At 51.4% G+C, this 24,622-nt stretch carries 22 protein-coding genes and 1 tRNA gene; 9 read left to right on the top strand and 14 right to left on the bottom strand.

All coding sequences use genetic code 11. The features are described 5' to 3' along the window. Nucleotides 1-56: 56 nt before the first annotated feature. From cphA to ACXYMU_RS07175, 8 genes are all read right to left on the bottom strand, one after another. Nucleotides 57-2,684 (bottom strand): cyanophycin synthetase, encoded by a 2,628-nt coding sequence (gene cphA, locus ACXYMU_RS07210; protein WP_458985692.1) that lies wholly within the window; start codon nucleotides 2,682-2,684, stop codon nucleotides 57-59. Between the two features lie 314 nt (nucleotides 2,685-2,998). Further along, a tRNA-Cys gene (locus ACXYMU_RS07205) sits at nucleotides 2,999-3,072 on the bottom strand. A 287-nt stretch (nucleotides 3,073-3,359) separates the two neighbouring features. Further along, a complete protein-coding gene (locus ACXYMU_RS07200) occupies nucleotides 3,360-3,998 on the bottom strand; it encodes a class I SAM-dependent DNA methyltransferase (protein ID WP_458985691.1) in 639 nt (212 codons plus the stop codon). 102 nt (nucleotides 3,999-4,100) lie between these two features. Next, on the bottom strand, nucleotides 4,101-4,412 hold the full coding sequence (locus ACXYMU_RS07195) for a helix-turn-helix domain-containing protein (protein WP_458985690.1): 312 nt from the start codon (nucleotides 4,410-4,412) through the stop codon (nucleotides 4,101-4,103). Further along, a complete protein-coding gene (locus ACXYMU_RS07190) occupies nucleotides 4,396-4,686 on the bottom strand; it encodes a type II toxin-antitoxin system RelE/ParE family toxin (protein ID WP_458985689.1) in 291 nt (96 codons plus the stop codon). Before ACXYMU_RS07190 ends, ACXYMU_RS07195 begins: the two co-directional genes overlap by 17 nt. 184 nt (nucleotides 4,687-4,870) lie before the next feature. Next, nucleotides 4,871-5,470: a porin family protein gene (locus ACXYMU_RS07185; protein WP_458985688.1), complete on the bottom strand. Its 600-nt coding sequence runs from the start codon at nucleotides 5,468-5,470 to the stop codon at nucleotides 4,871-4,873. Nucleotides 5,471-5,636: 166 nt separating this feature from the next. Next, nucleotides 5,637-6,305, bottom strand: a complete 669-nt coding sequence (locus ACXYMU_RS07180) for a tyrosine-type recombinase/integrase (RefSeq protein WP_458985687.1) — start codon at nucleotides 6,303-6,305, stop codon at nucleotides 5,637-5,639. Between the two features lie 41 nt (nucleotides 6,306-6,346). Further along, nucleotides 6,347-7,087 (bottom strand): hypothetical protein, encoded by a 741-nt coding sequence (locus tag ACXYMU_RS07175; RefSeq protein ID WP_458985686.1) that lies wholly within the window; start codon nucleotides 7,085-7,087, stop codon nucleotides 6,347-6,349. Between the two features lie 117 nt (nucleotides 7,088-7,204). Here ACXYMU_RS07175 and ACXYMU_RS07170 point away from each other — a divergent pair, with 117 nt between their 5' ends. Beyond that, a complete protein-coding gene (locus ACXYMU_RS07170; RefSeq protein ID WP_458985685.1) occupies nucleotides 7,205-7,606 on the top strand; it encodes a hypothetical protein in 402 nt (133 codons plus the stop codon). 51 nt (nucleotides 7,607-7,657) lie between these two features. On the opposite strand, the gene rpsA is transcribed toward ACXYMU_RS07170, so the two are convergent. From rpsA to tsaD, 6 genes are all read right to left on the bottom strand, one after another. Continuing rightward, nucleotides 7,658-9,541 carry a 30S ribosomal protein S1 gene (gene rpsA / locus ACXYMU_RS07165; protein WP_458985684.1) on the bottom strand — a complete coding sequence of 628 codons (1,884 nt, stop codon included), beginning with the start codon at nucleotides 9,539-9,541 and terminating at the stop codon, nucleotides 7,658-7,660. A gap of 338 nt (nucleotides 9,542-9,879) precedes the next feature. Continuing rightward, a complete protein-coding gene (locus tag ACXYMU_RS07160; protein WP_458985683.1) occupies nucleotides 9,880-10,386 on the bottom strand; it encodes an HNH endonuclease in 507 nt (168 codons plus the stop codon). A gap of 80 nt (nucleotides 10,387-10,466) precedes the next feature. Continuing rightward, a complete protein-coding gene (locus ACXYMU_RS07155; RefSeq protein ID WP_458985682.1) occupies nucleotides 10,467-11,243 on the bottom strand; it encodes a C40 family peptidase in 777 nt (258 codons plus the stop codon). A gap of 277 nt (nucleotides 11,244-11,520) precedes the next feature. Continuing rightward, a complete protein-coding gene (gene smpB, locus ACXYMU_RS07150; RefSeq protein WP_458985681.1) occupies nucleotides 11,521-11,988 on the bottom strand; it encodes an SsrA-binding protein SmpB in 468 nt (155 codons plus the stop codon). Continuing rightward, a complete protein-coding gene (locus ACXYMU_RS07145; RefSeq protein ID WP_458985680.1) occupies nucleotides 11,989-12,375 on the bottom strand; it encodes a thioesterase family protein in 387 nt (128 codons plus the stop codon). 80 nt (nucleotides 12,376-12,455) lie between these two features. Next, nucleotides 12,456-13,463: a tRNA (adenosine(37)-N6)-threonylcarbamoyltransferase complex transferase subunit TsaD gene (tsaD, locus tag ACXYMU_RS07140; RefSeq protein ID WP_458985679.1), complete on the bottom strand. Its 1,008-nt coding sequence runs from the start codon at nucleotides 13,461-13,463 to the stop codon at nucleotides 12,456-12,458. Nucleotides 13,464-13,537: 74 nt separating this feature from the next. On the opposite strand from tsaD, the gene ACXYMU_RS07135 reads away from it, so the two are divergent. The 8 genes from ACXYMU_RS07135 (at nucleotide 13,538) to ACXYMU_RS07100 (ending at nucleotide 24,619) form a co-directional block, all read left to right on the top strand. Beyond that, complete coding sequence (locus tag ACXYMU_RS07135; protein WP_458985678.1) at nucleotides 13,538-18,016, top strand: translocation/assembly module TamB domain-containing protein; 4,479 nt, start codon at nucleotides 13,538-13,540, stop codon at nucleotides 18,014-18,016. A 103-nt stretch (nucleotides 18,017-18,119) separates the two neighbouring features. Next, nucleotides 18,120-19,016, top strand: coding sequence for a cell division protein FtsX (locus ACXYMU_RS07130; protein WP_458985677.1), 897 nt, complete (start codon nucleotides 18,120-18,122; stop codon nucleotides 19,014-19,016). Between the two features lie 2 nt (nucleotides 19,017-19,018). Next, nucleotides 19,019-19,237, top strand: coding sequence for a DUF3098 domain-containing protein (locus ACXYMU_RS07125; RefSeq protein ID WP_458985676.1), 219 nt, complete (start codon nucleotides 19,019-19,021; stop codon nucleotides 19,235-19,237). Further along, nucleotides 19,238-20,071 (top strand): undecaprenyl-diphosphate phosphatase, encoded by an 834-nt coding sequence (locus ACXYMU_RS07120; RefSeq protein WP_458985675.1) that lies wholly within the window; start codon nucleotides 19,238-19,240, stop codon nucleotides 20,069-20,071. Between the two features lie 2 nt (nucleotides 20,072-20,073). Then, nucleotides 20,074-20,772 (top strand): tRNA pseudouridine(55) synthase TruB, encoded by a 699-nt coding sequence (gene truB / locus ACXYMU_RS07115; protein ID WP_458985674.1) that lies wholly within the window; start codon nucleotides 20,074-20,076, stop codon nucleotides 20,770-20,772. Next, nucleotides 20,756-21,691, top strand: a complete 936-nt coding sequence (locus tag ACXYMU_RS07110; RefSeq protein ID WP_458985673.1) for a bifunctional riboflavin kinase/FAD synthetase — start codon at nucleotides 20,756-20,758, stop codon at nucleotides 21,689-21,691. The genes truB and ACXYMU_RS07110 overlap by 17 nt, the downstream gene beginning before the upstream one ends. Before the next feature lie 220 nt (nucleotides 21,692-21,911). Beyond that, nucleotides 21,912-23,789, top strand: coding sequence for a TIGR00341 family protein (locus ACXYMU_RS07105; protein WP_458985672.1), 1,878 nt, complete (start codon nucleotides 21,912-21,914; stop codon nucleotides 23,787-23,789). A 131-nt stretch (nucleotides 23,790-23,920) separates the two neighbouring features. Continuing rightward, nucleotides 23,921-24,619 carry a CoA transferase subunit A gene (locus ACXYMU_RS07100; RefSeq protein ID WP_458985671.1) on the top strand — a complete coding sequence of 233 codons (699 nt, stop codon included), beginning with the start codon at nucleotides 23,921-23,923 and terminating at the stop codon, nucleotides 24,617-24,619. Nucleotides 24,620-24,622: the final 3 nt, after the last annotated feature.

Below are 24,622 nucleotides of genomic sequence, written 5' to 3'. Positions count from 1 at the left end.
GAAGGGCCTCTGCATAAGTGCAGAGGCCCTTCTTATTTTATAGCATGTGCAATGGCTTATTCTACAAACGCTCTGCGGTCCTGGATCACTTTAAAGCTTTCAACCATCTTCACCGACTCCTGCACATCTTCAGTGAAAATGGCGACCAGCGAGCCGTGCTCTGCATGCTCCAGGGCATAAGCTATGGCGCGCATTTCTTCCGGAATCATTTTAATGACCGTTTGCGGGGAAGCATCCTCAATGCCCAGCATTAACGGGCCTGTGATCTCATCAGCGGTTTTGCCGCGCAAGTCAGCATCCAGGCGCACGATCACCTCATCAAACACCTCGCCAGCTACCTGGCCCAGCGCATAGATATCTTCCGGGCGCCTGTCTCCTACACCCGCCACAATGCCTACCTTTTTGGTAACCCCCAGGCTCTGTATATACTCCCCGACTGCCTTTAAGCCTGCCTGGTTATGCGCATAATCTATGAGCACTTCAAAATCCGGGAATTTGAACAGGTTCATGCGGCCCGGCGTTTTTGCCGGTGAGGGCAGGAAAGTGCGCAGCGCTGTTTTGATATTCTCTACTTCTATGTGCGACAGGTAACCCGCCAGGGTGGCTGCCAAAATATTCTCTATGTTAAACCTGGCCTTTCCTCCAAAAGACAGCGGAATGTCTGCCACGCGATCTATTCTGATTTTGTAGCTGTTTTTGAAAATAGAGATATAGCCGTTCTCCAGCACGGCTGCCAAACCTCCCTGCGCAATGTGCTTCAGGATACGCGGGTTCTGTTCGTCCATGCTGAAGAAAGCAACTTTACAGTTCACTTTCTTGGCCATGTCATAAACCAGGTCGTCATCGGCGTTCAGGATGGCATACCCGTCTTTACTCACGCTTCTGGGTATAACAGCCTTTACTTCAGCCAACTCTTCAAGGGTATGGATGTCCTTCAAGCCCAGGTGGTCCGCGCTCACGTTAGTCACGATACCGATATCGCACTGCTGGAAGCCAAGGCCTGAACGCAGCAAGCCACCGCGGGCGCATTCCAGCACGGCAAAATTCACAGTAGGGTCTTTCAACACAAACTCCGAACTGTAAGAACCTGTGGTATCCCCTTTCTCCAGCATCTTATCCTGTATGTAAATGCCGTCGGTAGTAGTATAGCCCACCTGGTAGCCATCAGACTTTACCATATGCGCCACCAACCGTGTGGTAGTTGTTTTACCGTTGGTGCCTGTTACGGCTATAATCGGAATGCGGAAAGGTTTGTCGCGCGGGAAAAGCATGTCTACAACCGGCTCGGCGACATTGCGCGGCAAGCCGTAAGTTGGCGACACGTGCATCCGGAAGCCAGGGGCAGCGTTCACTTCCAGCACAGCGCCACGGGTTTCATTCAGCGGAATGGCAATATCGCTGGTCATCACGTCGATGCCGCAGATATCCAAGCCAATAATACCGGCAATGCGCTCCGCCATCAGGATGTTATAAGGATCCACCAAATCGGTTACATCGGTGGCGGTGCCGCCGGTGCTTATGTTCGCGGTATCCTTGAGGTATACCACCTCGCCTGCCGCTACTACCGTATCCAGGCCCAGCCCTTTCTTTTCGAGCAGGTTGAGAGTGGTTTTCTCTACGTCTATTTTGGTAAGCGATTTTTCGTGGCCAATGCCGCGTCGGGGATCCTCGTTCTCCTTCTCAATCAACTGTCGGATGCTGGATACGCCATCGCCGGTTACCATAGCAGGGGTGCGTTTGGCAGCGGCTACAAACTTGCCATTTACTACCAGTATGCGGAAATCAAACCCTTCTATAAACTGCTCTACCAGCACGCCTTCCGAATAAGCCTGGGCTATTTCCAGGCCTTCCAACGCGTCCTGCATGTTATTGATGTTAATGGAGGCTCCCTTACCGTGGTTACCATCCAAGGGCTTTATCACCAGCGGGTAGCCAAGCCAGTTGACGGCTTTCTTCAATTCATCCTGGGTATACACTGTTCTGCCTTTGGGCACAGGTATTCCAGCATCCTGCAGCATGTCCTTTGTGGCCTTTTTATCACAGGCTATCTCCACTGCAAAAAAAGCAGTTCGGCAGGTCAACGTGGCCTGAATGCGTTTCTGGTACTTGCCATACCCTAGTTGTATGAGAGAATTCCGGTCGAGCCGAATGTAGGGAATACCACGGCTAACGGCCTCTGAAATGATAGCGTAAGTGCTTGGCCCGAAATACTCATCCTCCCGGATCTGGTGCAGCTTGTCAATATCCTGTGTAAGGTCATACGCCTTGCCCTCAGCCAGGGCAGCGGTCAGGCGTACAGCAGCATAAGCGGCATATTCACCGGCCCGCTCCTCCTGGTAAGAGAAGACCACCATCATATGTTCTTCCTCACGGGCAGGGTAGCAGCGGCCATAGCCACTTTCCATACCTGCCATCGTTTGCAGCTCAAGTGCCACATGTTGCACCACATGGGCAAGCGTGGTGCCCTCCTGCACGGTATTAAAAAAACCGCCTTCCACCCCTTCGGTTGAGCGGTGCTGGTGTAAACCGGGCAAGGTTTCCTTGAGAAGCGGCAAAAGAGATGGCAGGTCGCTGGTGAGTTTGTGTGCGTACGCTTCAAGCGCAAGTTTCAGCACAATAATTTTAGGGTGTTTTACTGACCAATAATTTGGTCCGCGCATGACGCGCAAGTCTGTAATCTTCATGGTTCTTCAGCCCAGTAAGCTAGTATTAGGTTTAAGCATAGGCTAAGGGAGCAATCAGGCAGCATTCATGCGATAACATGGGCACATGCTGCGTCAATTATTGTACTATATATACAAACTACTGGCTTTTGTGTGTTGCCTGACGTTCCCTTCCGCCGTTACTTTTGCGTACGGATTTAGATACAAAAAGATGGTCCCACAAAAAGCACTTGTAGCGTGTAGGCCAACTATTAGAGGTCTTCTGGAGAAAGCAGGTATGATCGGTAGGTGGCTGTAGGGTATAAAAAAAGACCCAGCTCTGATGAACTGGGTCTTGGAGGTAACGAGCGGATTCGAACCGCTGTAGCAGCTTTTGCAGAGCTGAGCCTAGCCACTCGGCCACGTTACCGTGTTAATCGATTGGAGTGCAAATATAAGTACTTCTATACGTTCAACAAACTTTCAGCCCGATTTTTATTCATCTACAAGGCATGCGAAGTATAAAGCCCTCTTGTACAGGCTACTTTTTTTAGGTGATGAATGGTTATTTATTCGATTCCATCGCTCATCACCTATTAAATCGCATACCGGGAACAGATGCAGGGATAAGTGAGCTTTGGGAGCATCAAACATGACACAGTCTACGGTACCACAAGTCACAGCTTCAACTCCTGCCCAACATCAGAGCAATCCGCCTTACAGGTCGCTTAGCTTTTTGGCAATGAGTATGGTATGCATTTCAAAACCAGTTTCGGAGGTTTTATACCTGACAGTGAAGGTTTCTATTTCGCTAAATCTGTTCTTGCTAAGTTGTGCTTTTAGGCCATCCAAGTCATGGTAGTAAAAGTACACTCTCCCACCACTGCCTTCTTTGAAACCAGATGTGTTTGGGTCGCCTTCAACAAAACTTATATAGAGCAGCCCGTTGCCATTTAGCAAGTTGTAAGTATTGGTAATTAGTGTTGCGCTTTCTGATTGTGATAAGTACGGCAGACAAAACCCACAGATAATACCGTCGTAGGTTGCGCCAAGCTTTGCTATTTGCCGGCTATCCATCACAGCAAAATGGGCCGCCGGGTTATTTAACCTGGCAAGCTCTACCATATTGGGTGCCATGTCGATTCCAAAAATATCAAAGTCGGGCCTTTTGGATAAGAGGTACTTCGTGATATTTCCGGGCCCGCAACCGATGTCCAGTAGTTTCGCATTTGGCTTGGCAATGGCATTGCAGATATAGTCGTAAGTGCCATCATACAAGCTTAAGTTCATGAACTTGGCCTGATAAAGCGAAGCAATGTTATTCCAAGTAGCAAAAGTTTCCAGATATCTGTCCATAAGTTAGTCTTATAAAAGACCCTAACGTTACTCGTGCAGCCGAAGCCCTAAGCCTAGCAATGGGTTACGGCTGCACCGGGTAACGGGGTAGTAATTCTTCTTTCAAAGCTCAATAGAGATTTTAACTTTTCCACCCAATCCCTTTTCAACAATATCAAATAAGGTTTTAAGTGTCAGATTACTCCCGTCATTTTCCACTCTGGATATGTAAGTTCTTTTCTTGTCAATGATTTCCCCTAACTCCTGTTGGGTAAGGTGTCGTGCTTCACGAGCTTTTTTCAGTTCTAGCCCAATTCTAAACGACTCAAACTCCCTGTCAAGGTTATTACGTCTCTCTGTGCCTTTCACTCCGTATACTCTATTCTTGATGTCTGCCCAAGAACTAACTTCTCTTTCTTTATCTTTTCCCTTCATAATATTCAGCCATTAATTGTAGTGCCTTATCAATCTCTTTCTTTGGTGTCTTTTGTGTTTTTTTCTGAAAGCCGTTCAGCAAGATAACCAGCTTGCCTTCGTCGAAAAAACAGAACACCCGCCAAATGTTAGAAGCAAGTTGTACGCGTGCTTCATATAGTCCCTCTGTGCCTGTCAAATGCTTCAGGTAATTCTGAGGCACTCGCTCAAGAGTTTCTATCGCTTCCAAAATCTTGAATATCTTGTCCTGCACCTTAATCGGTTGCTCTTTCAAGAAATCTTCAATGTAGTTTTTGTAAGCAATGATTCCCTGATTTTCCCCATCTGCTGTATTTTCAACAGTAAATGTAACTTAAAAGTTACTATAACTTGCAAAAAAATATTCCTTTATACTTCCTTATTTCCCATAACGGTTTTGCTATGGTGCGTTTATGCACTATAGGTTGGGTTAGCAACTTTTATTTTAATCTGTAACCGACAGAAAACTGATAGGATTGGTTCTGGAAATCTACTTTCCCATTTATTGGCAGTTGAGATTTGTCAGTATCGATTACTGATGTTAAACCATAGCTATATCTAAAACTAATATAGATTTTTTCACCAGCATAAAAATTGGTGCCTAAGGCATACCCAACGTCAAATTTATTGTACTGTTCCTTATTGTACTGCACCCCTGCATTGAGTAGGTATCCAAACTCAGGTCCGAGAACCAAATCCATGCTATTGAACAATTTAATACCTGCCATGACTGGTAAATTCAAATAGTTTAAGTGGCTGTAAGCATTGGGACCTTCAGAAGTTCTGTCATAGCTATAGCCCTTGTTTGAGAAAAGTAGTTCTGGATTGACAGAGAATCTTTCGCTTAGGTTGTGCTTGCCGTATAGCCCAAAGTGAAAGGCAGGTTTGTAGTTATAACCCCATTTTTCATAAAATGAGTCTTCTGAATTAACATTAAGCCTTACCCAATTTACCCCACCCTTGATTCCATAGCTTGTCTGAGTAAATGCTTGATGAGAAAGTACTATGAAGCTTACCAATGCAAAAGTTCTTTTTATCATTTTCATATTTGTTATTGTTGCTAACTACCTCGAAAGCGTGAACATACGGTTATTGGCACTATGTGCGAAGGTGTTTGCGTTGTTTTCAGACACCTCCTGAGTACTATCCTCCTTATGAATCCCGATTCTCATTCGATATATTATTTACATCTAATATAGTACACTTTTACAAGCAATCCAGCGGGCTCGTGATTTTATCTATCGCGTAGCTCGTAACATGCGTGTAGATCTCGGTTGTTCTGCTCGAACGGTGCCCCAACAGCGTCTGGATATAGCGCAGGTCCGTGCCCTGCTCCAGCAAGTGGGTCGCAAAAGAGTGCCGCAGCGTATGCGGCGTGGCCTTTGTCTGCACGCCGGCCTTCTCCTTACTGGCCCTGAAAACACTCCGGTTGCTCTCCACGGTATACTGCCCGCCAGTCTGCCCTTCAAACAGCCATACTTTGGGTTTATACTGCTTGTAGTAAGCCCGCAGGTTCTCCAAAAGCTTCTGCGAGAGCAGCGTGGTGCGGTCTTTCTTGCCTTTGCCTCCGCGTATGAAAAGTAGGTTCCGCTCCGAGCGAACATCCGTAATCCTGAGGTTTATCACCTCGCTGATGCGCAGGCCGCCCGCATAAAGCAGCTGCAGCATGCACCGGTGCTTCAGGTTCACCGTTGCCGTCAGGATACGCAGCACCTCCTGCTTGCTGAGCACTTGTGGCAGGCGGCTTGGCTTCTCCGGGCGCTCCACGTCCTCGGGCCTGACGCTATGGCGGCCCAGCACGCGCTGGTAGTAGAACTTGACGGCATTGATGCTCTGGCTCACCGTGGAGTGGGAGTACTTCTGGCTCTGCACCATGCCCCGGTGGTAGGAGTTAATTTCCTCTGCCGTAAAGCCGTTTAGCTGTTCCAGCCCGACTCCCTGTTCCCGTTAAGGAAGCGCAGCAGCAGCGCGTGGTAAGTCCGTATCGTGTTCAGGGAGTAATTGAGCAGGAAAAGTTTCTCCACAAAAGCCAGGGGGCAGGGAATGTAGTTGGCCGCTTTCACATAGCTCTGCTCCCACAGCCTGGCCTGCAGCGGCAGGTCCCTGATATGGAGCGTCTGCGAGAGCCATACCTGCGCCACCCCTTCCAAAGCATCCAGCAACTCATGTAAGTACTTGCTTTCGGTCTCCATGGCAAAGCATCTTAGGTCACGCATCCACTTGCAGCCTTTATAGCGCCACAGGCAGATGTAGATTTCCTTGCTGTACTGGAATGAAAGCTGGATGAGCGTTTTGCCCCCGTGCTCCAAAGGCTGCAGGCGCACCACAGGCAGCGCAGCAACTTTATCCAGGGGGTCAGAGGCGTGGCCCGTGGCCAACACCGTCGCTCCCTCTGCCGGACGAAGCCTTTTCGGGCGGTCAAGGTAGCGCGAGTCCACCCTAGCTAAGCCCTCAAAGTGACGATGCAGCAATTCGATGCACTGGTCAGCCCTCTGCATCACAAAGCACTTGTACGTTTTGCTGTACTTCACCCAAGTTGCCTCTTTCAGGCGCTTTGTAATGAAGGGGTTTGCCTTGAACCAGAGACGGATAAAGCGCTTCCCCTCGTGCTCCAGGGTATTGAGGAAGACTGCGGGCTGTTTGTTGGTGTAAGACATGGGGCAACAGGCTATATCAAAACCCTAAATACGTGCTTTGAAAGCTTGTAAGCGCAAACTATGCGCATAGATGCGTTTATAAACGTATAAAGCGCAATCATACGTTTACAGACGCTTATGGCTCCAGAACCTATGCAAGCAAGCAAAAGAGCATGTGCCCAGTGCAAACAGGATATAATCGGCAGGGCCGACAAGCAGTACTGCTCCAGCCAGTGCCGCGCCGCGGCCAGCAACAGCCGCAAGGCAGAAGACGCGGGCGAGCGGCTGATGAGGGAGATTAACAACACGTTGCGCCACAACCGCCAGGTGCTGCACCGAGCCAGCCCCGAGGGCAAAACCACCCTGCGCCGGGATGTGCTGCAACAGCAGGGCTTCGACTTTCGGCATTTTACCCACCTCTACCGCACCAAGAACGGCAACACCTACCACTTCTGCTACGACTACGGCTACCTGCTGCTCGAAGAGGAAAAAGTGCTCATCGTCAACTGGCAGCCCTATATGGAGAGGCAACAGGTATAAAAAAAAGGCCCCGGATTTCTCCAGGGCCTTCCTTATGAAACAAGCTTAGTACTAAGCGTTGTTCTCTTCTACAGAAGTTTCGCCTTCGCCATCAGAGTCTTTTGCTTTTTTAGCAGCAGCAGCCTCTAATTTCTTCACGCCAGCTTCTTTCTCATTTTCCAGCATTTGCTCTTTCAGGGCAGAAAGTGCATCCAGGTCACCTAAAGTAGACTTGTCAGCCTCTTTCTGTACTTTTGGAGCTTTCTCTTTCTTCTCGCTAGCAGGGGCAGCTTTTTTAGTAGCTCTTGCGGCTCTAGAAGACTCAACCTCTGAGTGTGAGGCCGTGTGCGACAGGATGATCTTACGGTCGTCCTTAGAGAACTCAGTTACTCTGAAGTCAAGGCTCTCACCTGCTTCTACCTGAGAACCGTCTTCTTTGGCAAGTCCTTTCGGGAACGCGAAACCTTCGATGCCGTATGGCAGCTCCAGTGTAGCGCCTCTGTCTGACTTCTCAAGAACGGTTGCCTTGTGCACAGATCCGATGTTGAACACAGACTCAAACGTATCCCAAGGGTTCTCCTCCAGTTGCTTGTGGCCTAGGGCAAGTCTTCTGTTCGGAACATCAAGCTCCAACACAACTACGTCCAGGTTCTCACCAACTTTCACAAACTCAGATGGGTGCTTGATCTTCTTCGTCCAAGACAGGTCAGAAACGTGTACCAGACCGTCAACGCCTTCTTCCAGCTCCAGGAACAGACCGAAGTTTGTCAGGTTACGAACGATGCCAGTGTGCTTTGTGCCTACTGCATACTTCGTTAACACATCTTCTTTCGTCCATGGGTCTTCGGTAAGCTGCTTAATGCCCAGAGACATCTTACGCTCTTCACGGTCCAATGTCAATACAACTGCCTCAACCTCGTCGCCTTGCTTGATGAAATCCTGTGGGTTGCGCAGGTGCTGTGACCAGCTCATTTCTGAAACGTGGATCAGACCTTCTACGCCTGGCATCAGCTCAAGGAACGCACCGTAGTCAGCTACGTTTACGATCTTGCCTTTCACTTTAGAGCCAACCTCAATTTCAGCTGGCAATGCATCCCAAGGGTGTGGCGTCAACTGCTTCATGCCCAGAGAGATACGCTTCTTGTCTTCGTCGAAGTCAAGAACAACCACGTTCACTTTCTGGTCAAGGTTCAATACTTCCTCTGGGTGGTTAATACGTCCCCAAGAGATATCTGTAATGTGCAACAGACCGTCTACGCCACCAAGGTCGATGAACACACCGAAGTTTGTCATGTTCTTGATTACGCCTTCCAGTACCTGGCCTTTCTCCAGGTTGTTCAGGATGGCTGCACGCTGCTGCTCCAGGTCTTTCTCGATAAGTACCTTGTGCGATACAACTACGTTGTCGAAAGCGGCGTTGATTTTCACAACTTTCACTTCCATTTTCTTACCAACAAACACGTCGAAGTCACGGATTGGCTTCACGTCGATTTGCGAACCTGGCAAGAAGGCCTCCACACCATGGATATCCATGATCAGACCACCTTTTGTTCTGCGCTTCACAACGCCATCCAGAATGTTGTCATTCTCAAGTGCGTCGTAGATACGAGCCCAGGCGCTAACGATCTTCGCCTTCTTGCGAGACAAGATCAGCTGACCGTTCGGGTCTTCCTGGTCTTCGATGAACACTTCAACCTCATCACCTACTTTTAGGTCAGGAAGGTCTCTGAATTCTGAAACGGCAACCAAGCCATCTGATTTGAAACCGATGTTCAGAATCACGTCACGATCAGTGATCCCTACCACAGTTCCTTTAACAACCTCCTGCTCCTGTACAGTCGTCAGGGTGTCGTCATACATTTTTTCCATTTCGGCTTTCTCGTCCTTGCTGTAGCCGGCGCCGAAACCTTGAGACTCAAACTTGTCCCAATCAAAATTTTCTGGAGAATTACTCATAATGTTTTGCTGCTCTGGAGTAGCCACCAGCGTAGAGCAATCTGCTGGTTTGGTTTGGTTATACATACCCAGGCAACAGGCCCGGGCCCACTCATCCGAGTGAAGCGCAAAAGTAATAAAAAATACAAAGAATAGCTACTTCAGCCCGCGTTGTTAATTCCTTTTACTGAGGATCTTAGTAAGCCCGGAGGTATACTTCGTGAAATATTTAGAAAATTAAGTAGTTAGCGGCAGGTATGGCATGGCTAGCGTGTTGCTTTTGCACCCCTCTCCTATACTACTAGCTAATGGTAAAGCAATGAGGCCCTTACTGGGTTTAATTTGAGAAACTAAAAGGCCTATGACTTCTTCACCTCCAAATACATACGCCAGTCTTCATTAGAGGTGTTGAGATGGAGTTGCAGGAAGGTAAGCAGTGAAGGTCGGCTAGGCTGGCGCTTTAGCTTGAGGCCAGCCTCCTCCGGGGTGCGGTCGCCTTTGCGTGAATTACAGCGCGAACAGGCCGTAACCAGGTTCTGCCAGGCAGTAGCCCCACCCCGCGAGCGCGGCATCAGGTGGTCCAGGGTCAGGTTTTTGGCAGCGCCGCAGTACTGGCAACTGTAACTGTCGCGGCGCATGACGTTATGGCGGCTCAGGGAAATGCCGTAGTAAGGCACGCGCACGTAATGCTGCAACCTGATGACAGAAGGTATGGGATAAGTCGCGGTGATGGAGCGCAGAAAAGCATTTTCGGCTTTGGTGATCATCTCCGCCTTCTCGAGGTATACCAGCAGAAAGGCCTTGTGCACATCACATACCGCAATGGCACTAAAATCTTGGTTCAGGATAAGGACTTTGTCTTTCATAACCGCACTAATTGGCTAACGCTCAGCTTGTACGGTATAAACTACTTAAATATTCCGGATGTTCAAAATTTGCGGATTGCTTAGTGCAAAATACGCTTGATGAGGCGCAACTGGTGGGTATAGCGATGCAAGGCCGCATTATGGATGCCCACATGGTCCAGGGTGTCTACCCGCACCTCGCCATGGGCATGGATGATTTTCTGGTCTTCCAGTACCATCCCCACATGCACAATGCGCCCTTCCGGGTTAGAGAAAAAGGCCATATCGCCGGGCAGGGCCTGCTCCACAAAGTGAACTTCCTCGCCACAGGCCACCTGCTGCGAGGCGTCGCGGGGCAGCTGAAAGCCACAAATGCCAAACACCTGCTGCATTAGCCCAGAGCAGTCGATGCCAAAGATGGATTTGCCGCCCCACAGGTAGGGTGCCTTCATAAACTGGCGCGCCACGGCCATGAGCTGCGCCTGCGTAGGGAGCACGTCGGTACTGGAGGCGCTACCGGTATAGGCCAGCTTTTGGCCGTCTACCAGAATATGCTTCCCATCGAAGAAAGGCAGGTAGCTGCCAATACCCACCGGAATCTGGGTATACCCGTTCTGGATCACCTGCAGGAGATCGGTCACGCGCTGATGCGACTGCCTGCGCCAGTTCTTAAAATACTCCGCCGAGACAGGGGTATGCTGCTTCACATCGATCCAGCCCCGGTAATGGTCGGTGGCCAGCTCCAGTTGCAGCCAGTTGCCCTCCTGATTCACCACTTCATAGCACTCCCCAAAGAGCAGCTGGGTAACCAGCTCCGCCTTATCTGCCGTCTCAGCGCGCATAGGCGCAAAACTCAACATCCCGATTCCGTAGTCCATCTCTTTTAATTTTGAATGACTGAATTTTGAATGAGTGAATAGAATGGATTGACCATAAACCTGTTTAGAGTTTTAAAGAAATCAATGGATGATGCCTTTGCTGCGTGTTTTCACGAGCAAGAACTTGCTTTTGATAGTATAGTTGTCGGTGAAAACACCAACAACAGCAGGTTTTGATCCTAAGATTGAACTTCTAAACAACTACCATGTACAAACCGAAGCTGCTGGTTGATTTAATGGAAGACGCAAGCAATCAGTCCATCAGCACTCAACATTATCAGTACCCTGATCTGTCCATTTCGCGCTTTACGTCTTTCTCCTTTATGTCCTGCCGCTTGTCATACAGCTTCTTACCGCGCGACAGCGCAATCTCTACTTTAGCAAATCCGCGGTCGGAGATAAAGACCCTGTATGGAATAATGGTTACGCCTTGCTCCTCTGCACCGCTTTGAAGTTTGCGCAACTCCCGTTTGGTCAGCAGCAACTTGCGGGCGCGTGTTGGTTCGTGGTTATAGTGCGTCCCCTCGGTATAGGTGGCAATATGCACGTTGTGCATCCAAAGTTCATCGCGCTGAAACACACAATACCCATCCTGCAGGTTCACCTTCCCCTCCCGGATCGACTTTATCTCGGTGCCCTTCAGCATGACGCCTGCCGTATACTTCTCCAGGAACTGGTATTCAAAGGAGGCCTTGCGGTTAACGATATTGACGTGTTTCTTAATTCTTTCTTTGTCTTTTGCCATTTATGCTTTTCTGGGAGCCAATATGTTGGCCAGTTTGTCTTTTTTTAAAATCTTCTGCCCTGTTTCTCCCCTGGCTATCACCCGATCGGCCACCTGGGCGGAAAAACTGCAGTGCACAGCATTGCCTTCCTGAGCGACGAGCGTTGCCGTGATGTGAAGGGTCTCCCCTTCAAAAGCAGGGCTTAAATGCCTGATGTTGATGTAGGTGCCTATCCCCTCCTCATCTTCGGCTTTTAGCTCGAGCACAAACAAGCGCCCGGCCCACTCCGCCGCCTGCGCCAACGCAAAGGTAGAGCAAACCGCATGCACCAGGCCATCCTCAAAACGGGCAAAATCGGCTTGGGTTATTCGCTTATCGTAAGTTCTGGTATCGCCAGGCTGTATCATGGTTGTTCGCGCTTCTCTGTGCTGTAAGATAGCAAAACCTACATACACTCTCTAAAAATCGACGCATGCGAGACAAATAATCAGATCTTCAGCCGCGGGTCAGGGCTTACGTACTGTGTGGCGAAATCACCTTTCAAGTACTGAAAATGCGCGGCGGCGGCAATCATCCCGGCGTTGTCGGTACAGTACTGGAAAGCGGGGATGTATACATTCCAACGGTGCTTTCTGGCTACGTCCTGCAGCGTCTGCCGCAATCCGGTATTCGCAGAGACGCCCCCGGCAATGGCCACCTCCTTAATCTCCAGGTCTTTGGCGGCCTGCACGAGCTTCTTCAGCAGGGTTTTGATCAGGGTTTGCTGCACGCTGGCGCAAATATCCGCCATGTTCTCCTCTACAAAGTTCGGGTTCTCCTTTACTTTGTCGCGCAGGAAGTATAATACGGACGTTTTAATGCCGCTAAAAGAGAAGTCATAGTTGGGCATGTTGCCAACCGGGAACTGGAAAGCCTCGGGGTTCCCCTTGGCCGCTGTCTTGTCGAGCATGGGACCACCGGGGTATGGCAGGCCGAGCATCTTGGCTATTTTGTCAAAGGCCTCCCCCACAGCGTCATCGGTGGTATGGCCCAGCACCTCCATGTCAAGGTGATCTTTTACGAGCACGATTTGTGTATGGCCACCACTTACAGTAAGGCAAAGGAATGGGAATGAGGGCTTTGGATCGTCGATAAAATGCGCCAGGATATGCGCCTGCATGTGGTTCACCTCGATGATCGGGATACCCAGGCCCAGCGCAAATGACTTGGCAAACGAGCAACCGACTAGCAGGGCGCCTAAAAGTCCGGGCCCCCGGGTAAAGGCCACCGCATTTAGCTCAGTTTTTGCTACATTTGCTTTCATTAATGCCTGTGTCACCACGGGTATGATATGCTGCTGGTGTGCTCTCGAGGCGAGCTCCGGGACCACGCCGCCGTACAGTTCGTGCACTGCCTGCGTAGCCACGATATTCGACAGCACTTTTCCTCCGCGTATAACAGAGGCAGAAGTTTCATCGCAGGAAGATTCGATCGCTAAAATTGTAGGTTCAGTCATCTTTGGAAAAGGAACAGTCAGTAAATTACTTCAAAGTTATAGTAAAAGCTCTTCTTAAAATAGCTTTGGGGCTTTTGCTGTTCCTTTTGCTGCTGTTTGCCGCCGTTTTTGTGGCGATCCGCCTGCCTGGCGTGCAGACGAAGGTGGCCCAGAAGGCGGCTGCATACCTCTCCGAGAAACTCGAGCATCAGGTAACCATCGGGCGTGTGGACATCCAGTTTTTCAGCGATGTGGTACTGGAGCAGGTACGCGTGCTCGATTTTCGAGAGGAGGAGCTCTTTTACATCGGAAAAGCCACGGCCGAGATCGGCACCTTCTCTATCTTCGACCCGAACACGCTGCACATCAGTTCCCTGACGCTGGAAGACCCCAAGGCCCAACTCGCTTATTATGAAGGCGCTGACACCCTTAACCTCAACACCTTCCTGAAGGCAGTCGGCGACCTCTTTACCAAAGACACCACCCAACCTGCCAGCGAGCCATTCAACTTTTCACTGGGTGAGCTGGTGGTGAAGAACGGCTCCTTCAGCTATAACGACTTTAATAAGCCGCGCACCGACTTCGGGATGGACTACTCCCATTTGTCATTTCAAAACGTTTCGGGCCGGTTCTCTGAGCTGCAGTTAGAGGATACGCTAAAAGTTCAGGTAGCAAACCTCAGCGCTGTGGAGACTTACTCCAACACGCGCCTGCACAACCTGGACACCCGCATGACCTATGCCGACACGTTTTGGGAATGGGATGCCCTGGACCTGCAAATCAACCAAAGCAACCTGCAGCATTACGTGCGCTTTGATTACAACCGCATCGGTAACTTTGCCAGTTTCATCGACAGCGTGACCATGACCGGCAACCTGGCTGACTCTAAAATCTATTCGAAGGACATCGCCGTGTTTGCGCCTCCCTTGCGCGATTATGATGAGAACTTGCAGGTTAACTCCCTCCAATTAAAGGGAAAGGTAAAGAAGTTTGCCGCAACGGACGTGGACTTACAGTATGGCAATCACACCCACATCGTCGGTAAGATCAACGCGGACGGCCTGCCTAATTTCGAGGAGACCTTTGCCAACCTGCGGCTACAGCCCTCCTCCATCGATGCCCGCGACCTGAAGCAGTTCCTGCCGCAGGAGACGTATGAGACCGTGGCCCGCCTGGGAACCGTGAAGCTGGAAGGGCGCTTTCTGGGCTTTTACAATGACTTTGTGGCAAACGGTTCCTTCCAAACCGCACTGGGTAACCTGAAATCAGACATCAACCTGAAGATAGACGATAACACGCGCTCATCTTCCTACAAAGGCTTCGTGACAACCAGCGGCTTCCAGTTAGGCAAACTGTTGGGCACAGAAGAACAGGTGAAGCGCATTTCGATGAGCGGCAGAGTGGAGGGCTCCGGCTTCACCCTGAAAGACGCCAACCTCAAACTCGACGCCACCATTAACGAACTGGACCTGCTGGACTATAATTACAAAAACATAAAAGCAGAGGGCAGGCTCCAGAAGCAGGTCTTTGTAGGAAAAATCGCGATCAAGGACCCGAACCTGAATTTTAACGCAACCGGCGAAGTGAACCTGGCCGAAGGCAGGCGCGCCTTCAACCTGGTGGCCAACCTGGAGCACATCGACCTGCAAGCCCTCCAGCTATCCTCGAAACCTTTTGTGCTGAGTGCCAATGCCAGTTTCAACTTTCAGGGGCTCCGCCTGGACACCTTTGAGGGCACAGCCAGTTTTGATAGTGCCTTGATCGCCTACAACGGCAACCAACTGTTCCTCGATACACTGCTGCTGCAGTCGCAGATAGAGCCCGGTAACCGCAGTCTGCTCCTTAACTCTGACCTGCTGGCGCTGCGGGCCAACGGCGACTTTAACTATACCACCCTCATCGCAGACCTCCAAACGCTTGTGGAAGAGTACACGCTCAACTTTGAAAGCAATAAAGATAAAACAGCGGCCTATTATAGCCGAAAGTCCGGCGGCGTGGAGCATGAGTATGCCGTTACCTATACCATGCAACTCAAGCAGGCAAACCCTTTAATTGCGCTGTTTCTGCCAGAGCTGCAAATCTCTGACGATGTCGCTGTTCAGGGCTCTTTCAGGCACGGCTCTACCGTGATGCTGGACTTACTGGCCGAGATAGACACGATACAATATAGCGGCAATACGCTGCTTCAAAATACCCTGGAGCTAAACACCTCGAAGCTACAGAACAACGCCGATGTGTTGGCGGCCGCCCAGTTCACCTCAGCCCGGCAGCTCCTGGAAACCGCTGGTGAGACGCAGGATTTCTATGCGGAAGGCATCTGGAGCGAGCGTACCATCAATTTTGCCACAGCTGCCAGGCAACCCGAACTCAACAACAAGGCCGTGATTACCGGCGACCTCAACTTCCTGCAGGACCAGATCCAGATCATTTTCGACCAGTCCAACATCACGCTACAGGAAACCCCCTGGGCCTTTATACCTGGCAACACCCTATACATTAGCGATTCCGGCCGCCGCTTAGTCTTCGAGAACTTTGCCCTCACAAACCAGAACCAGGTGGTGCGAGCCGAGGGTACTGTTTCAGGGGACCCTGACAGCAAGCTGGTGCTCAGCGTCCAGAACTTTGAGCTGGATAACCTGAACCCGCTAATCTCGATGCAGATTGCCGGCACCGTGACAGCCGAGGTAGTGGCGCAGGATGTATACAACCAGGCAAAACTCGCCGCTGCCATGCGGGTAGACTCATTTTACCTCGACCAGGTATATATCGGTAACATTGTCGGGAAATCAGACTGGAACAACACCAGCAAAGCCGCTGATGTGGATGTCGGGATAGAGCGCGAAGGCAAGAAGGTGCTGACGGTGTCGGGTAATTACTACCCTGACTCGGAGGATGAACAGCTAGACCTCCTGGCGGTGATGGACCAGGCCAACATTAAACTGGTAGAGCCAGTGCTGAAGACGTTGTTCTCTGACCTGGAAGGACAGATGGAAGGGCGTATTCGAATACTTGGCCGGTTAGATTACCCGGTCCTCAAGGGTTCCGTGATGGTGAACAACGGGCAGTTTACCTTTAATTACCTCAACACAACTTACAAGTTCTCAGACCGGATATATTTCGGGGCAAACAGCATCAACTTTCGGAACGCGCAGTTAAAGGACCTCTTCGGGAACACCGCGTTTGTGACCGGTGGTATCGCCCACGACGGCTTTAATGACATGGTGATAGACATTGATGCGCGCTACCGCAATTTCATGGTGCTCAACACCACGGAGGCACAGAATGAGCTGTTCTACGGGACGGCGTTTGCCACCGGCACGGCCAGTGTGCTGGGGCCTGTCGAGAACCTGGATATAAACGTGAATGCGCGCAGCGAGGAAAATACCCGCATCGTGCTGCCCCTGGACTATGAGACGGAGCTGGCACGCAAGGACTTCATCAAGTTCGTGAACCATAACCCCGGCGATTCAGCTATCGTGGCTGTTGCTGCCGAGGACCGTGTGGACCTCTCGGGCATCAACATGAACTTCGACCTGGACGTAACGGACGACGCTTACTTTGAGATCATCATCGACCGCACCACCGGCGACGTGATCCGCGGCTCGGGCAACGGCGACATCCGCATGACCATTGACACGCGCGGGGACTTTAACATGTATGGCACCTTCGAGATCAAGCAGGGGGCTTATAACCTGAACCTGTTAGAGGGCTTAGTTACCCGCGAGTTTGACGTGGTGCCGGGGGGCACGATCTCCTGGAACGGTGACCCGGTAAACGGACAGATGAACCTCACGGCTACCTATACCCAAATGGCCTCGCTGGAAACATTGATCCAGTCCACCGCGGCCAGCCAGCGTCGCTACCCGGTTACAGCCGTGATCGGCCTGACAGGTTCTATCCTGTCGCCGGAGGTAGACCTGATGCTTCGCCTGCAGGAACAGGGCATCTCGTCCAGCTCGCAGGAAATAGAAAGCCAGATTGCGCTCATCAACAACGACGAAAGTGAGTTGAACCGGCAGGTGTTCAGCTTGCTGGTGTTACAACGCCTCTCACCTACCGGCTCGCTGGCTTTTGACAGCCGTGTAGGTGCCAGCGCCGTGGGCGGTAGCTTGGGCAGCCTTCTGTCCAGCCAGTTAAACAACTTGTTCAGCTCCATCGATAGCAATCTGGAGATTGATATAGGCCTGGATGGCATCGGGCAGCAGCAGCTGGCCTCCTTGCAGTTGCGTCTTTCCTACTCGTTTTTTAACGGCAGGCTGCGGCTGACGAATGAAACAGGCTTTGGCGGCGTGAACGATGAGGCCAACAGCGGCTCGGCCTATATCGGCGACTGGACCCTGGATTACTACATCTCGCAAAGTGGCGAGCTGCGTGCCCGTTTACAGTACAGCACCACGCCGGATATTTATACCGGCCGCATCCGCAAAAGCCAGAGCGTGAGCTTGCTGCATACCAAGCGGTTCGACTCTTTCCGAGAGCTCTTCATCAGTAACCGCAGGATGCGCAGGCAGCGGGAGCGGGAGCTGGAGCGCGACCGCATCATCCTGGACTCAGACCCCCGGCTGGAACTTTAATCCACTGCCACGCAAAATTTAAGCTCCCTGCAGCGGGGATATGCCCGCCCTGGAACTGCATATATCAAATATATTCCTAATTTTGTGACCGAAGGCTACAGTTATGGCAACAAAGGTAAAGCACATCAAAAAGAAAAAACTGGGGAATTACCCGCACACCATGGTGGTGTTCAGCATCTCGCTCGCCCTCTTCGTGATCGGCTTGTTTGGACTGTTGCTCATACATGCCGGGAAGCTGTCGGAGAAGGTGAAAGAGAGTATTGAGATGCAGGTATACCTTGACCGAAACCTCACGGAAGTACAGCTAGTGCGCTTGCAGAAGGTTTTCGCCGCCAAAGAATACATCGCCTATCAGAACGAGGAGCCCCAGGTGCGATACATTTCCAAAGAGGAGGGCGCAGCGGTGTTCCTGGAGGAGACCGGGGAGGACTTTACAGAATTCTTGGGCGATAACCCCCTCCGCGATGCATACGTGCTGCGCATCGACGCAGACCACTCCAGCTCTCCTGAACTCAAAAGCATTAAACTCGACTTAGAGGAAGTCGATGGCGTTTACGAGGTGCAGTATGTCGCCAGCCTGATCGAGTCTATCAATAGCAATATCCAGAAGATAAGCCTGGTACTGCTTGCGTTTGCCGCTATTCTGGTGCTCGTGGTCATCATCCTGATCAACAACACCATTAAACTGGCGCTATACTCGCAGCGGTTCCTGATCCGGAGCATGCAGCTGGTGGGGGCTACCTCCGTGTTCATACAACGCCCTTTCCTGAACCGTGCCGCCTGGCAAGGCGTGGTCAGCGGTATGATTGCCTCTGCCCTTTTGTATGCGCTGATGCTCTACGCATACCATGAGGTTGCGGAACTGCAACTGCTCCGCAACGACGAGCAAACCTATATCCTGATGGGCTCTTTGGTGGTGATCGGCTTGATCATCGGGTTTATGAGCTCTTACAGGGCTGTCCGGAAATACCTGGGCCTCTCTCTTGACGAACTTTACTAACAATGGAAGAAAATAAACCAAACCTTGCCTTCGGCAAAAAGAACTATGTCCTGATGCTGACCGGCATGGTAGTGCTGGCCCTGGGATTCATTATCATGACGATGGACCAGGAACAGTATGGCCTTGGCTTTTTGGGCATCACCCTCGGGCCTCTTGTTGTATTGGCTGGATTTGTAATCGAATTGTTTGCCATCCTGGCAAAGGACAAAACACAGAAATAAATGAGCATCCTACAGGCTATTATATTAGCCATCGTGGAAGGCCTGACTGAGTTTTTGCCGGTATCCTCTACCGGCCACATGATCATTGCCTCCAGCCTGATGGGCATCAACGAGCTTCCTATCACCAAGATTTTTGAGGTCAACATTCAATTCGGGGCTATCCTGTCGGTGGTGGTGCTGTACTGGCGCCGTTTTCTACAGAGCTTCGCCTTCTACCAGAAACTGCTTCTAGCGTTTATACCTGCCGCCGTTATCGGCTTTGCCCTGAACGATCTAATCGATGCCATGCTGGAGAGTGTGTTCATCACGGCCATCATGCTGGTGCTGGGCGGCATCGTGCTACTTTACGTGGACAAGTGGTTTAAAAATGCCAACGGGGATACCGTGACGTATAAAAGCGCGCTGGTGATCGGCTTTTTCCAGTGCATCGCCATGATCCCGGGGGTTTCCCGCTCTGCCGCTTCCATTATCGGGGGTATGACACAGGGCGTGAACCGCAAAACGGCCGCTGAATTCTCGTTTTTCCTGGCCGTACCCACCATGCTGGCTGCCGGCCTCTACAAGTTTGTGACCGACCTGCTGAAACTCGAATTATCTGACCTGTTTAAATTTGACCTCGTAAAGATTCAGAACAGTTTTGAGGTGATACAGCCGAACGACGTCAAGCTATTGTTGATCGGCAATTTTGTAGCCTTCGTGGTGGCCATGTTGGCGATACAGTTCTTCATCAGTTTCCTGACCAAGTATGGCTTCAAGATGTTTGGCTATTACCGCATTGCCCTGGGCATCACGCTACTGATGCTGATGGCCATGGGTTTCGACTTAAAAGTATAATTATGGAATACGATTTTGCCGCTGGCGAGATACTGCTGATAGACAAGCCACTCGACTGGACCTCGTTTGACGTGGTGAAAAAGGTGCGCAACACCATTCGCGTGAAAAAGGTAGGCCACGCCGGCACGCTGGACCCACTGGCCTCCGGGCTGCTGATTCTGTGCACAGGCAAATATACCAAGCGCATTGATGAGATCCAGGGGCAGGAGAAAGAGTATACCGGCACCATCCGGCTGGGGGAGATCACCCCATCCTACGACCGCGAAACAGAGGTAACCGCCACCTGCGACATCAGCCACCTCTCCGCCGAACAAATCAACCAGGCAGCCCAGACCTTTGTAGGCACCATCGAGCAGGTGCCGCCCATCTATTCGGCGGTAATGGTAGACGGCAAACGAGCCTACGACCTGGCCCGCAAAGGAAAATCAGCTGAACTGAAGCCTCGCACCATCACCATCAAGGCATTCGACATCACGGCAATCGAAGGGGCTGAGGTGCACTTTAAGGTAATCTGCACCAAAGGCACCTATATCCGGAGCCTGGCGCACGATTTGGGGCAGGTATTAGGTTGCGGCGCACACCTCTCCTCTTTGGTGCGCACCCGTATCGGCGACTACAAACTAAGTGATGCCCTGACCATAGCAGACATTCAGGAGATCAGAAGAAAGCAAACAGAAGCTGCGAATGGAAGTAATCCGTGATATACAAGATTTCCCGAAGCTAAGCTACCCTGTCGTGACCAGCGGTACCTTCGATGGGGTGCATGTTGGTCATCAACGGATTTTGAGCAGGGTAAAGGAAAGAGCCCGCAGCAGCAACGGCCAGAGCGTGGTGATCACCTACTGGCCACACCCGCGCCTGGTGCTCTTCCCTGAGGACAATGACTTAAAGCTGCTTTCTACCATCGAGGAACGCATTGAGCAGTTGCGCAGTTTCGGCATCGACTACCTGCTGATCATCCCCTTCACCAAGCAGTTTTCCAGAACCAGTTCCCGTAGCTTTATCACGGATGTGCTGGTGCGCAGCATAGGCACCAAAGTGCTTGTGATTGGGTATGACCACCGCTTCGGGAAGAACCGCGAAGGCAGCTTTGACAACCTGAAAGCCCGCTCCACGCAATATGGGTTCGAGGTGGAGGAAATTCCCCGCCAGGATGTAGACGAGGTAGGTGTGAGCTCCACTAAAATAAGAAGAGCACTTGAAGAAGGGGACGTTGACACAGCGCACCGTTACCTGGGCCGCCTTTATACCCTCACTTCCCGGGTGGTGGAAGGAGACAAGATTGGCCGCACCATCGGCTACCCCACCGCCAACCTGGCGCTACCGGAAAGCCACAAGTTGGTGCCAGCCAACGGGGTGTATGCCGTATGGGTGAAACACGACCAGCAGTGCTGGCCAGGTATGATGAACATTGGCACACGGCCAACTGTTGGCGGGCAGCAACTACGGCTGGAAGTGCACCTGCTAGGCTTTGAAGGGGACCTGTATGGCCAGACACTTACCGTGGAATTTGTAAGCATGCTGCGGCAGGAACAAAAGTTCGAAGGCTTGGAAGACCTGAAAGCGCAACTGGCCCTGGACAAGGTGCAGGCGCATGAAGCGCTGCAAACTGAGGAATAACCTTCCGAAGGTAGCTGCAAATCAGTCAGCATAGAGTAGCAAATACATAAGAAAGCGAGAGTGAGCCTCCAGGTGTTCATTCCCGCTTTCTTTTTTTAGTTAAAACCAGCAACTACACCCTTCCATCTCCCTTGCTTGCCGTATAGAAAGTGTTTTTAGTCTGCACTACGGCTAGGCATGGCTAAAAGCAACCATACCCTAAACATACGCTTACGACTGCATGGAGCCAATCTTACTCCTTTACGACCCCCAACAACAGCAAACAATAGACGAAAAAATCCTGCCTTTTTTCACGTCCATTAATTTGGTGCCAACCCCCTATGCCCCGGATATGGCAGTGTTTCCGGCAGAAACCCGGTTAATGTTATACCTTGGGGATGTGGCGCTAACGGAGATTATTGCGGGTCTGATGGGCAGAAACTGCACCCTCTCGTTTCTTCCCCACCCCGATATGAAAGAAGCGCGGGAAGGCTTTGGCGTGGCAGAGAACCTGGAAGAGGCCATTCAGCATCTGCTGGAGGGCCCTAAAATTGTGGAGGCAGACGCCTTGCTTTGCAACGAGCGACTCGTCTTTAACAAGGTGATCGTTGGCAACGGCCTCAGCATGATGTCGGGGAGTGTGGCCAAAGGCTTTTTTAGTTCAGCTGCCGAAAAGTTCAAGAGAACGCTCAGCGACCCGAGTGCCCTGGTCCCGCGCGAGTTCACGATCGTAACCGAAGACAAGCCACCTGTGCGTACCGCCGCTATTGGTATCATCGGGGTACTGCACGGGCGCAGCTCGCTCATCTCGCGCAAACTGATCAGCAGGTCGTTCCTGAACGATGGCAGGATGCACGTCCTGATATTAGCCCCCCGGAGCGTGGTGCAGTTAGTGCGTTCGTATGGCAAATCACTTTTTGAAACCGGCACCAGCCGAAAGCTGCCTTCATTTATCGGGCACATCAAGGCCCGTTACATCAGAATTGAAAGTCCCGAACCCATTAACTTCTCTCAGGACGGCAACCTGCTGAGTGCAAAGTCCATTGAGCTGAAGGTGGTGGAAAATGCCTTCAAGATCATTCCGGGGCAGTACCTGGTTAGCGATGGGCAAACAAGCGAGCCGACAGAGATGTACCGCATCAACAAGCTGCCCAGTGGGGATGAATACCTCCGGGAGATTGTCGCCAAGCCGCTCTCGCTGATCTACCATGCCTCTACCGACGAGTTTAAGAACCTGTTCATGATGCTGCGTGAAAGCGCAAAGGTCAGCAGCCCGTTCCTCACCCTTATGGTGCTTTCCACGATGCTGGCGACCTTTGGCCTCTTTTCCAACTCCTCCCCCGTTATCATTGGCGCCATGATCCTGGCTCCGCTGATGGCTCCCATCATTTCACTCTCCATGGGGGTGCTGCGCCAGGAAAAGCAATTGATGATGAGCAGCCTGAAAACGATCGGGCTGGGGCTCTTGCTTAGTTACCTGGCAGCCATCCTGCTCACCCTCGTGACCCCGCTCCACACCCTCAACAACGAAATCATGGCCCGCATTCGGCCAAACCTGCTGGACCTGGGTGTAGCCATTATCTCAGGTATAGCCGGCGCCTACGCCCATGCCCGCGAAGAGGTGGCTAAAACGCTGGCCGGGGTTGCCATTGCAGTTGCCCTGGTGCCGCCGCTGGCCGTGTCCGGCATAGGGATTGGCTGGGCGGAGTGGCAGGTGTTTTACGGTGCCCTGTTGCTCTTCCTGACCAACCTGGCAGGGATCGTGCTGGCTGGGTCTTTCACATTTATGCTGTTGGGTTTCAGCCCCTTTCACCTGGCCCGTAAAGGCTTGCTCACCTCGTTGTTACTGGTGGTGATGATTAGTATTCCTTTAGGGATCGGGTTTACCGACATGGTGCGCGAGCGCTACATTGCCCGCACCCTGGATGGGTATAAAGTCGGGGAAATTGTGTTGAAGGACGTGATGGTGGTGCCCGGTAACTCCCCTACTCTCATCAGCCTGAAACTCGTTACGAAAGGCACTGTCACCAACGACGAACTGGCCAGGATCAAAAAAGAAATACAGTCTAAGCTCCGCCAGCCGGTACAGTTAGAGATACTGGTAAGCGTGCGGCGCTAACCTCCGTCGAGTAAAGTCAACCCGTAACCTAAAGTACCAAGTTGGGGTAACGTGCAGGAATAAAAGCCCTAAGTTTTCGATATGGCGATATTTCTATATAAATTACCTACAAGAACCACTGCTCACAAACTATGATAAATAAAAAGGTAAACAATGCACAAGCGGCCCTGCAGGGCGTGCAGGATGGCATGACGCTAATGCTGGGAGGCTTCGGCCTTTGCGGCATCCCAGAAAAATCCATCGAGGAGCTACTGCGGCTGGGGGTTAAGAATTTGACCTGCATCTCCAACAATGCCGGCGTCGATGATTTCGGGATTGGCTTGCTGCTGCAAAAGCGACAAGTCAAAAAAATGATCTCCAGCTATGTTGGCGAGAATGCTGAGTTTGAACGTCAGTTGCTTTCCGGTGAACTTGACGTGGATTTGATCCCGCAAGGCACCCTGGCCGAACGCATCCGGGCGGGCGGTGCGGGCATTCCTGCCTTTTATACCCCCGCCGGGTATGGCACCGAGGTAGGCGAAGGCAAAGAGACGCGCGAGTTCGATGGCAAGATGTACCTGCTGGAAAGCTGGCTGAAGGCGGACTTCGCCTTCGTGAAAGCCTGGAAAGGCGATACGGCCGGCAACCTGATTTATAAAGGCACGGCCCGTAATTTCAACCCCATGATGGCTATGGCAGGTAAGGTTACTGTGGCCGAAGTAGAGGAGTTGGTGCCGGCCGGCGAGCTGGACCCGAACATGATCCATACCCCCGGTATCTTTGTACAGCGCATCTTCCAGGGGGAAGGCTACGAAAAGCGCATCGAAAAACGGACGGTTAGAACCGCTTAACTC

The sequence above is a fragment of the Pontibacter sp. CAU 1760 genome (assembly GCF_054482735.1).
The sequence above is the reverse complement of the archived record's forward strand: the minus strand, read 5'-3'. Positions and strand labels throughout refer to the sequence as shown.

Excerpts from the sequence above, each read along its gene's own strand:
- cphA (WP_458985692.1), bottom strand. The coding sequence starts at position 2,684 with ATGAAGATTACAGACTTGCGCGTCATGCGCGGACCAAATTATTGGTCA.
- ACXYMU_RS07200 (WP_458985691.1), bottom strand. The coding sequence starts at position 3,998 with ATGGACAGATATCTGGAAACTTTTGCTACTTGGAATAACATTGCTTCG.
- ACXYMU_RS07195 (WP_458985690.1), bottom strand. The coding sequence starts at position 4,412 with ATGAAGGGAAAAGATAAAGAAAGAGAAGTTAGTTCTTGGGCAGACATC.
- ACXYMU_RS07185 (WP_458985688.1), bottom strand. The coding sequence starts at position 5,470 with ATGATAAAAAGAACTTTTGCATTGGTAAGCTTCATAGTACTTTCTCAT.
- ACXYMU_RS07180 (WP_458985687.1), bottom strand. The coding sequence starts at position 6,305 with ATGGTGCAGAGCCAGAAGTACTCCCACTCCACGGTGAGCCAGAGCATC.
- ACXYMU_RS07175 (WP_458985686.1), bottom strand. The coding sequence starts at position 7,087 with ATGTCTTACACCAACAAACAGCCCGCAGTCTTCCTCAATACCCTGGAG.
- ACXYMU_RS07170 (WP_458985685.1), top strand. The coding sequence starts at position 7,205 with ATGGCTCCAGAACCTATGCAAGCAAGCAAAAGAGCATGTGCCCAGTGC.
- rpsA (WP_458985684.1), bottom strand. The coding sequence starts at position 9,541 with ATGAGTAATTCTCCAGAAAATTTTGATTGGGACAAGTTTGAGTCTCAA.
- ACXYMU_RS07160 (WP_458985683.1), bottom strand. The coding sequence starts at position 10,386 with ATGAAAGACAAAGTCCTTATCCTGAACCAAGATTTTAGTGCCATTGCG.
- ACXYMU_RS07155 (WP_458985682.1), bottom strand. The coding sequence starts at position 11,243 with ATGGACTACGGAATCGGGATGTTGAGTTTTGCGCCTATGCGCGCTGAG.
- smpB (WP_458985681.1), bottom strand. The coding sequence starts at position 11,988 with ATGGCAAAAGACAAAGAAAGAATTAAGAAACACGTCAATATCGTTAAC.
- ACXYMU_RS07145 (WP_458985680.1), bottom strand. The coding sequence starts at position 12,375 with ATGATACAGCCTGGCGATACCAGAACTTACGATAAGCGAATAACCCAA.
- tsaD (WP_458985679.1), bottom strand. The coding sequence starts at position 13,463 with ATGACTGAACCTACAATTTTAGCGATCGAATCTTCCTGCGATGAAACT.
- ACXYMU_RS07130 (WP_458985677.1), top strand. The coding sequence starts at position 18,120 with ATGGCAACAAAGGTAAAGCACATCAAAAAGAAAAAACTGGGGAATTAC.
- ACXYMU_RS07125 (WP_458985676.1), top strand. The coding sequence starts at position 19,019 with ATGGAAGAAAATAAACCAAACCTTGCCTTCGGCAAAAAGAACTATGTC.
- ACXYMU_RS07120 (WP_458985675.1), top strand. The coding sequence starts at position 19,238 with ATGAGCATCCTACAGGCTATTATATTAGCCATCGTGGAAGGCCTGACT.
- truB (WP_458985674.1), top strand. The coding sequence starts at position 20,074 with ATGGAATACGATTTTGCCGCTGGCGAGATACTGCTGATAGACAAGCCA.
- ACXYMU_RS07110 (WP_458985673.1), top strand. The coding sequence starts at position 20,756 with ATGGAAGTAATCCGTGATATACAAGATTTCCCGAAGCTAAGCTACCCT.
- ACXYMU_RS07105 (WP_458985672.1), top strand. The coding sequence starts at position 21,912 with ATGGAGCCAATCTTACTCCTTTACGACCCCCAACAACAGCAAACAATA.
- ACXYMU_RS07100 (WP_458985671.1), top strand. The coding sequence starts at position 23,921 with ATGATAAATAAAAAGGTAAACAATGCACAAGCGGCCCTGCAGGGCGTG.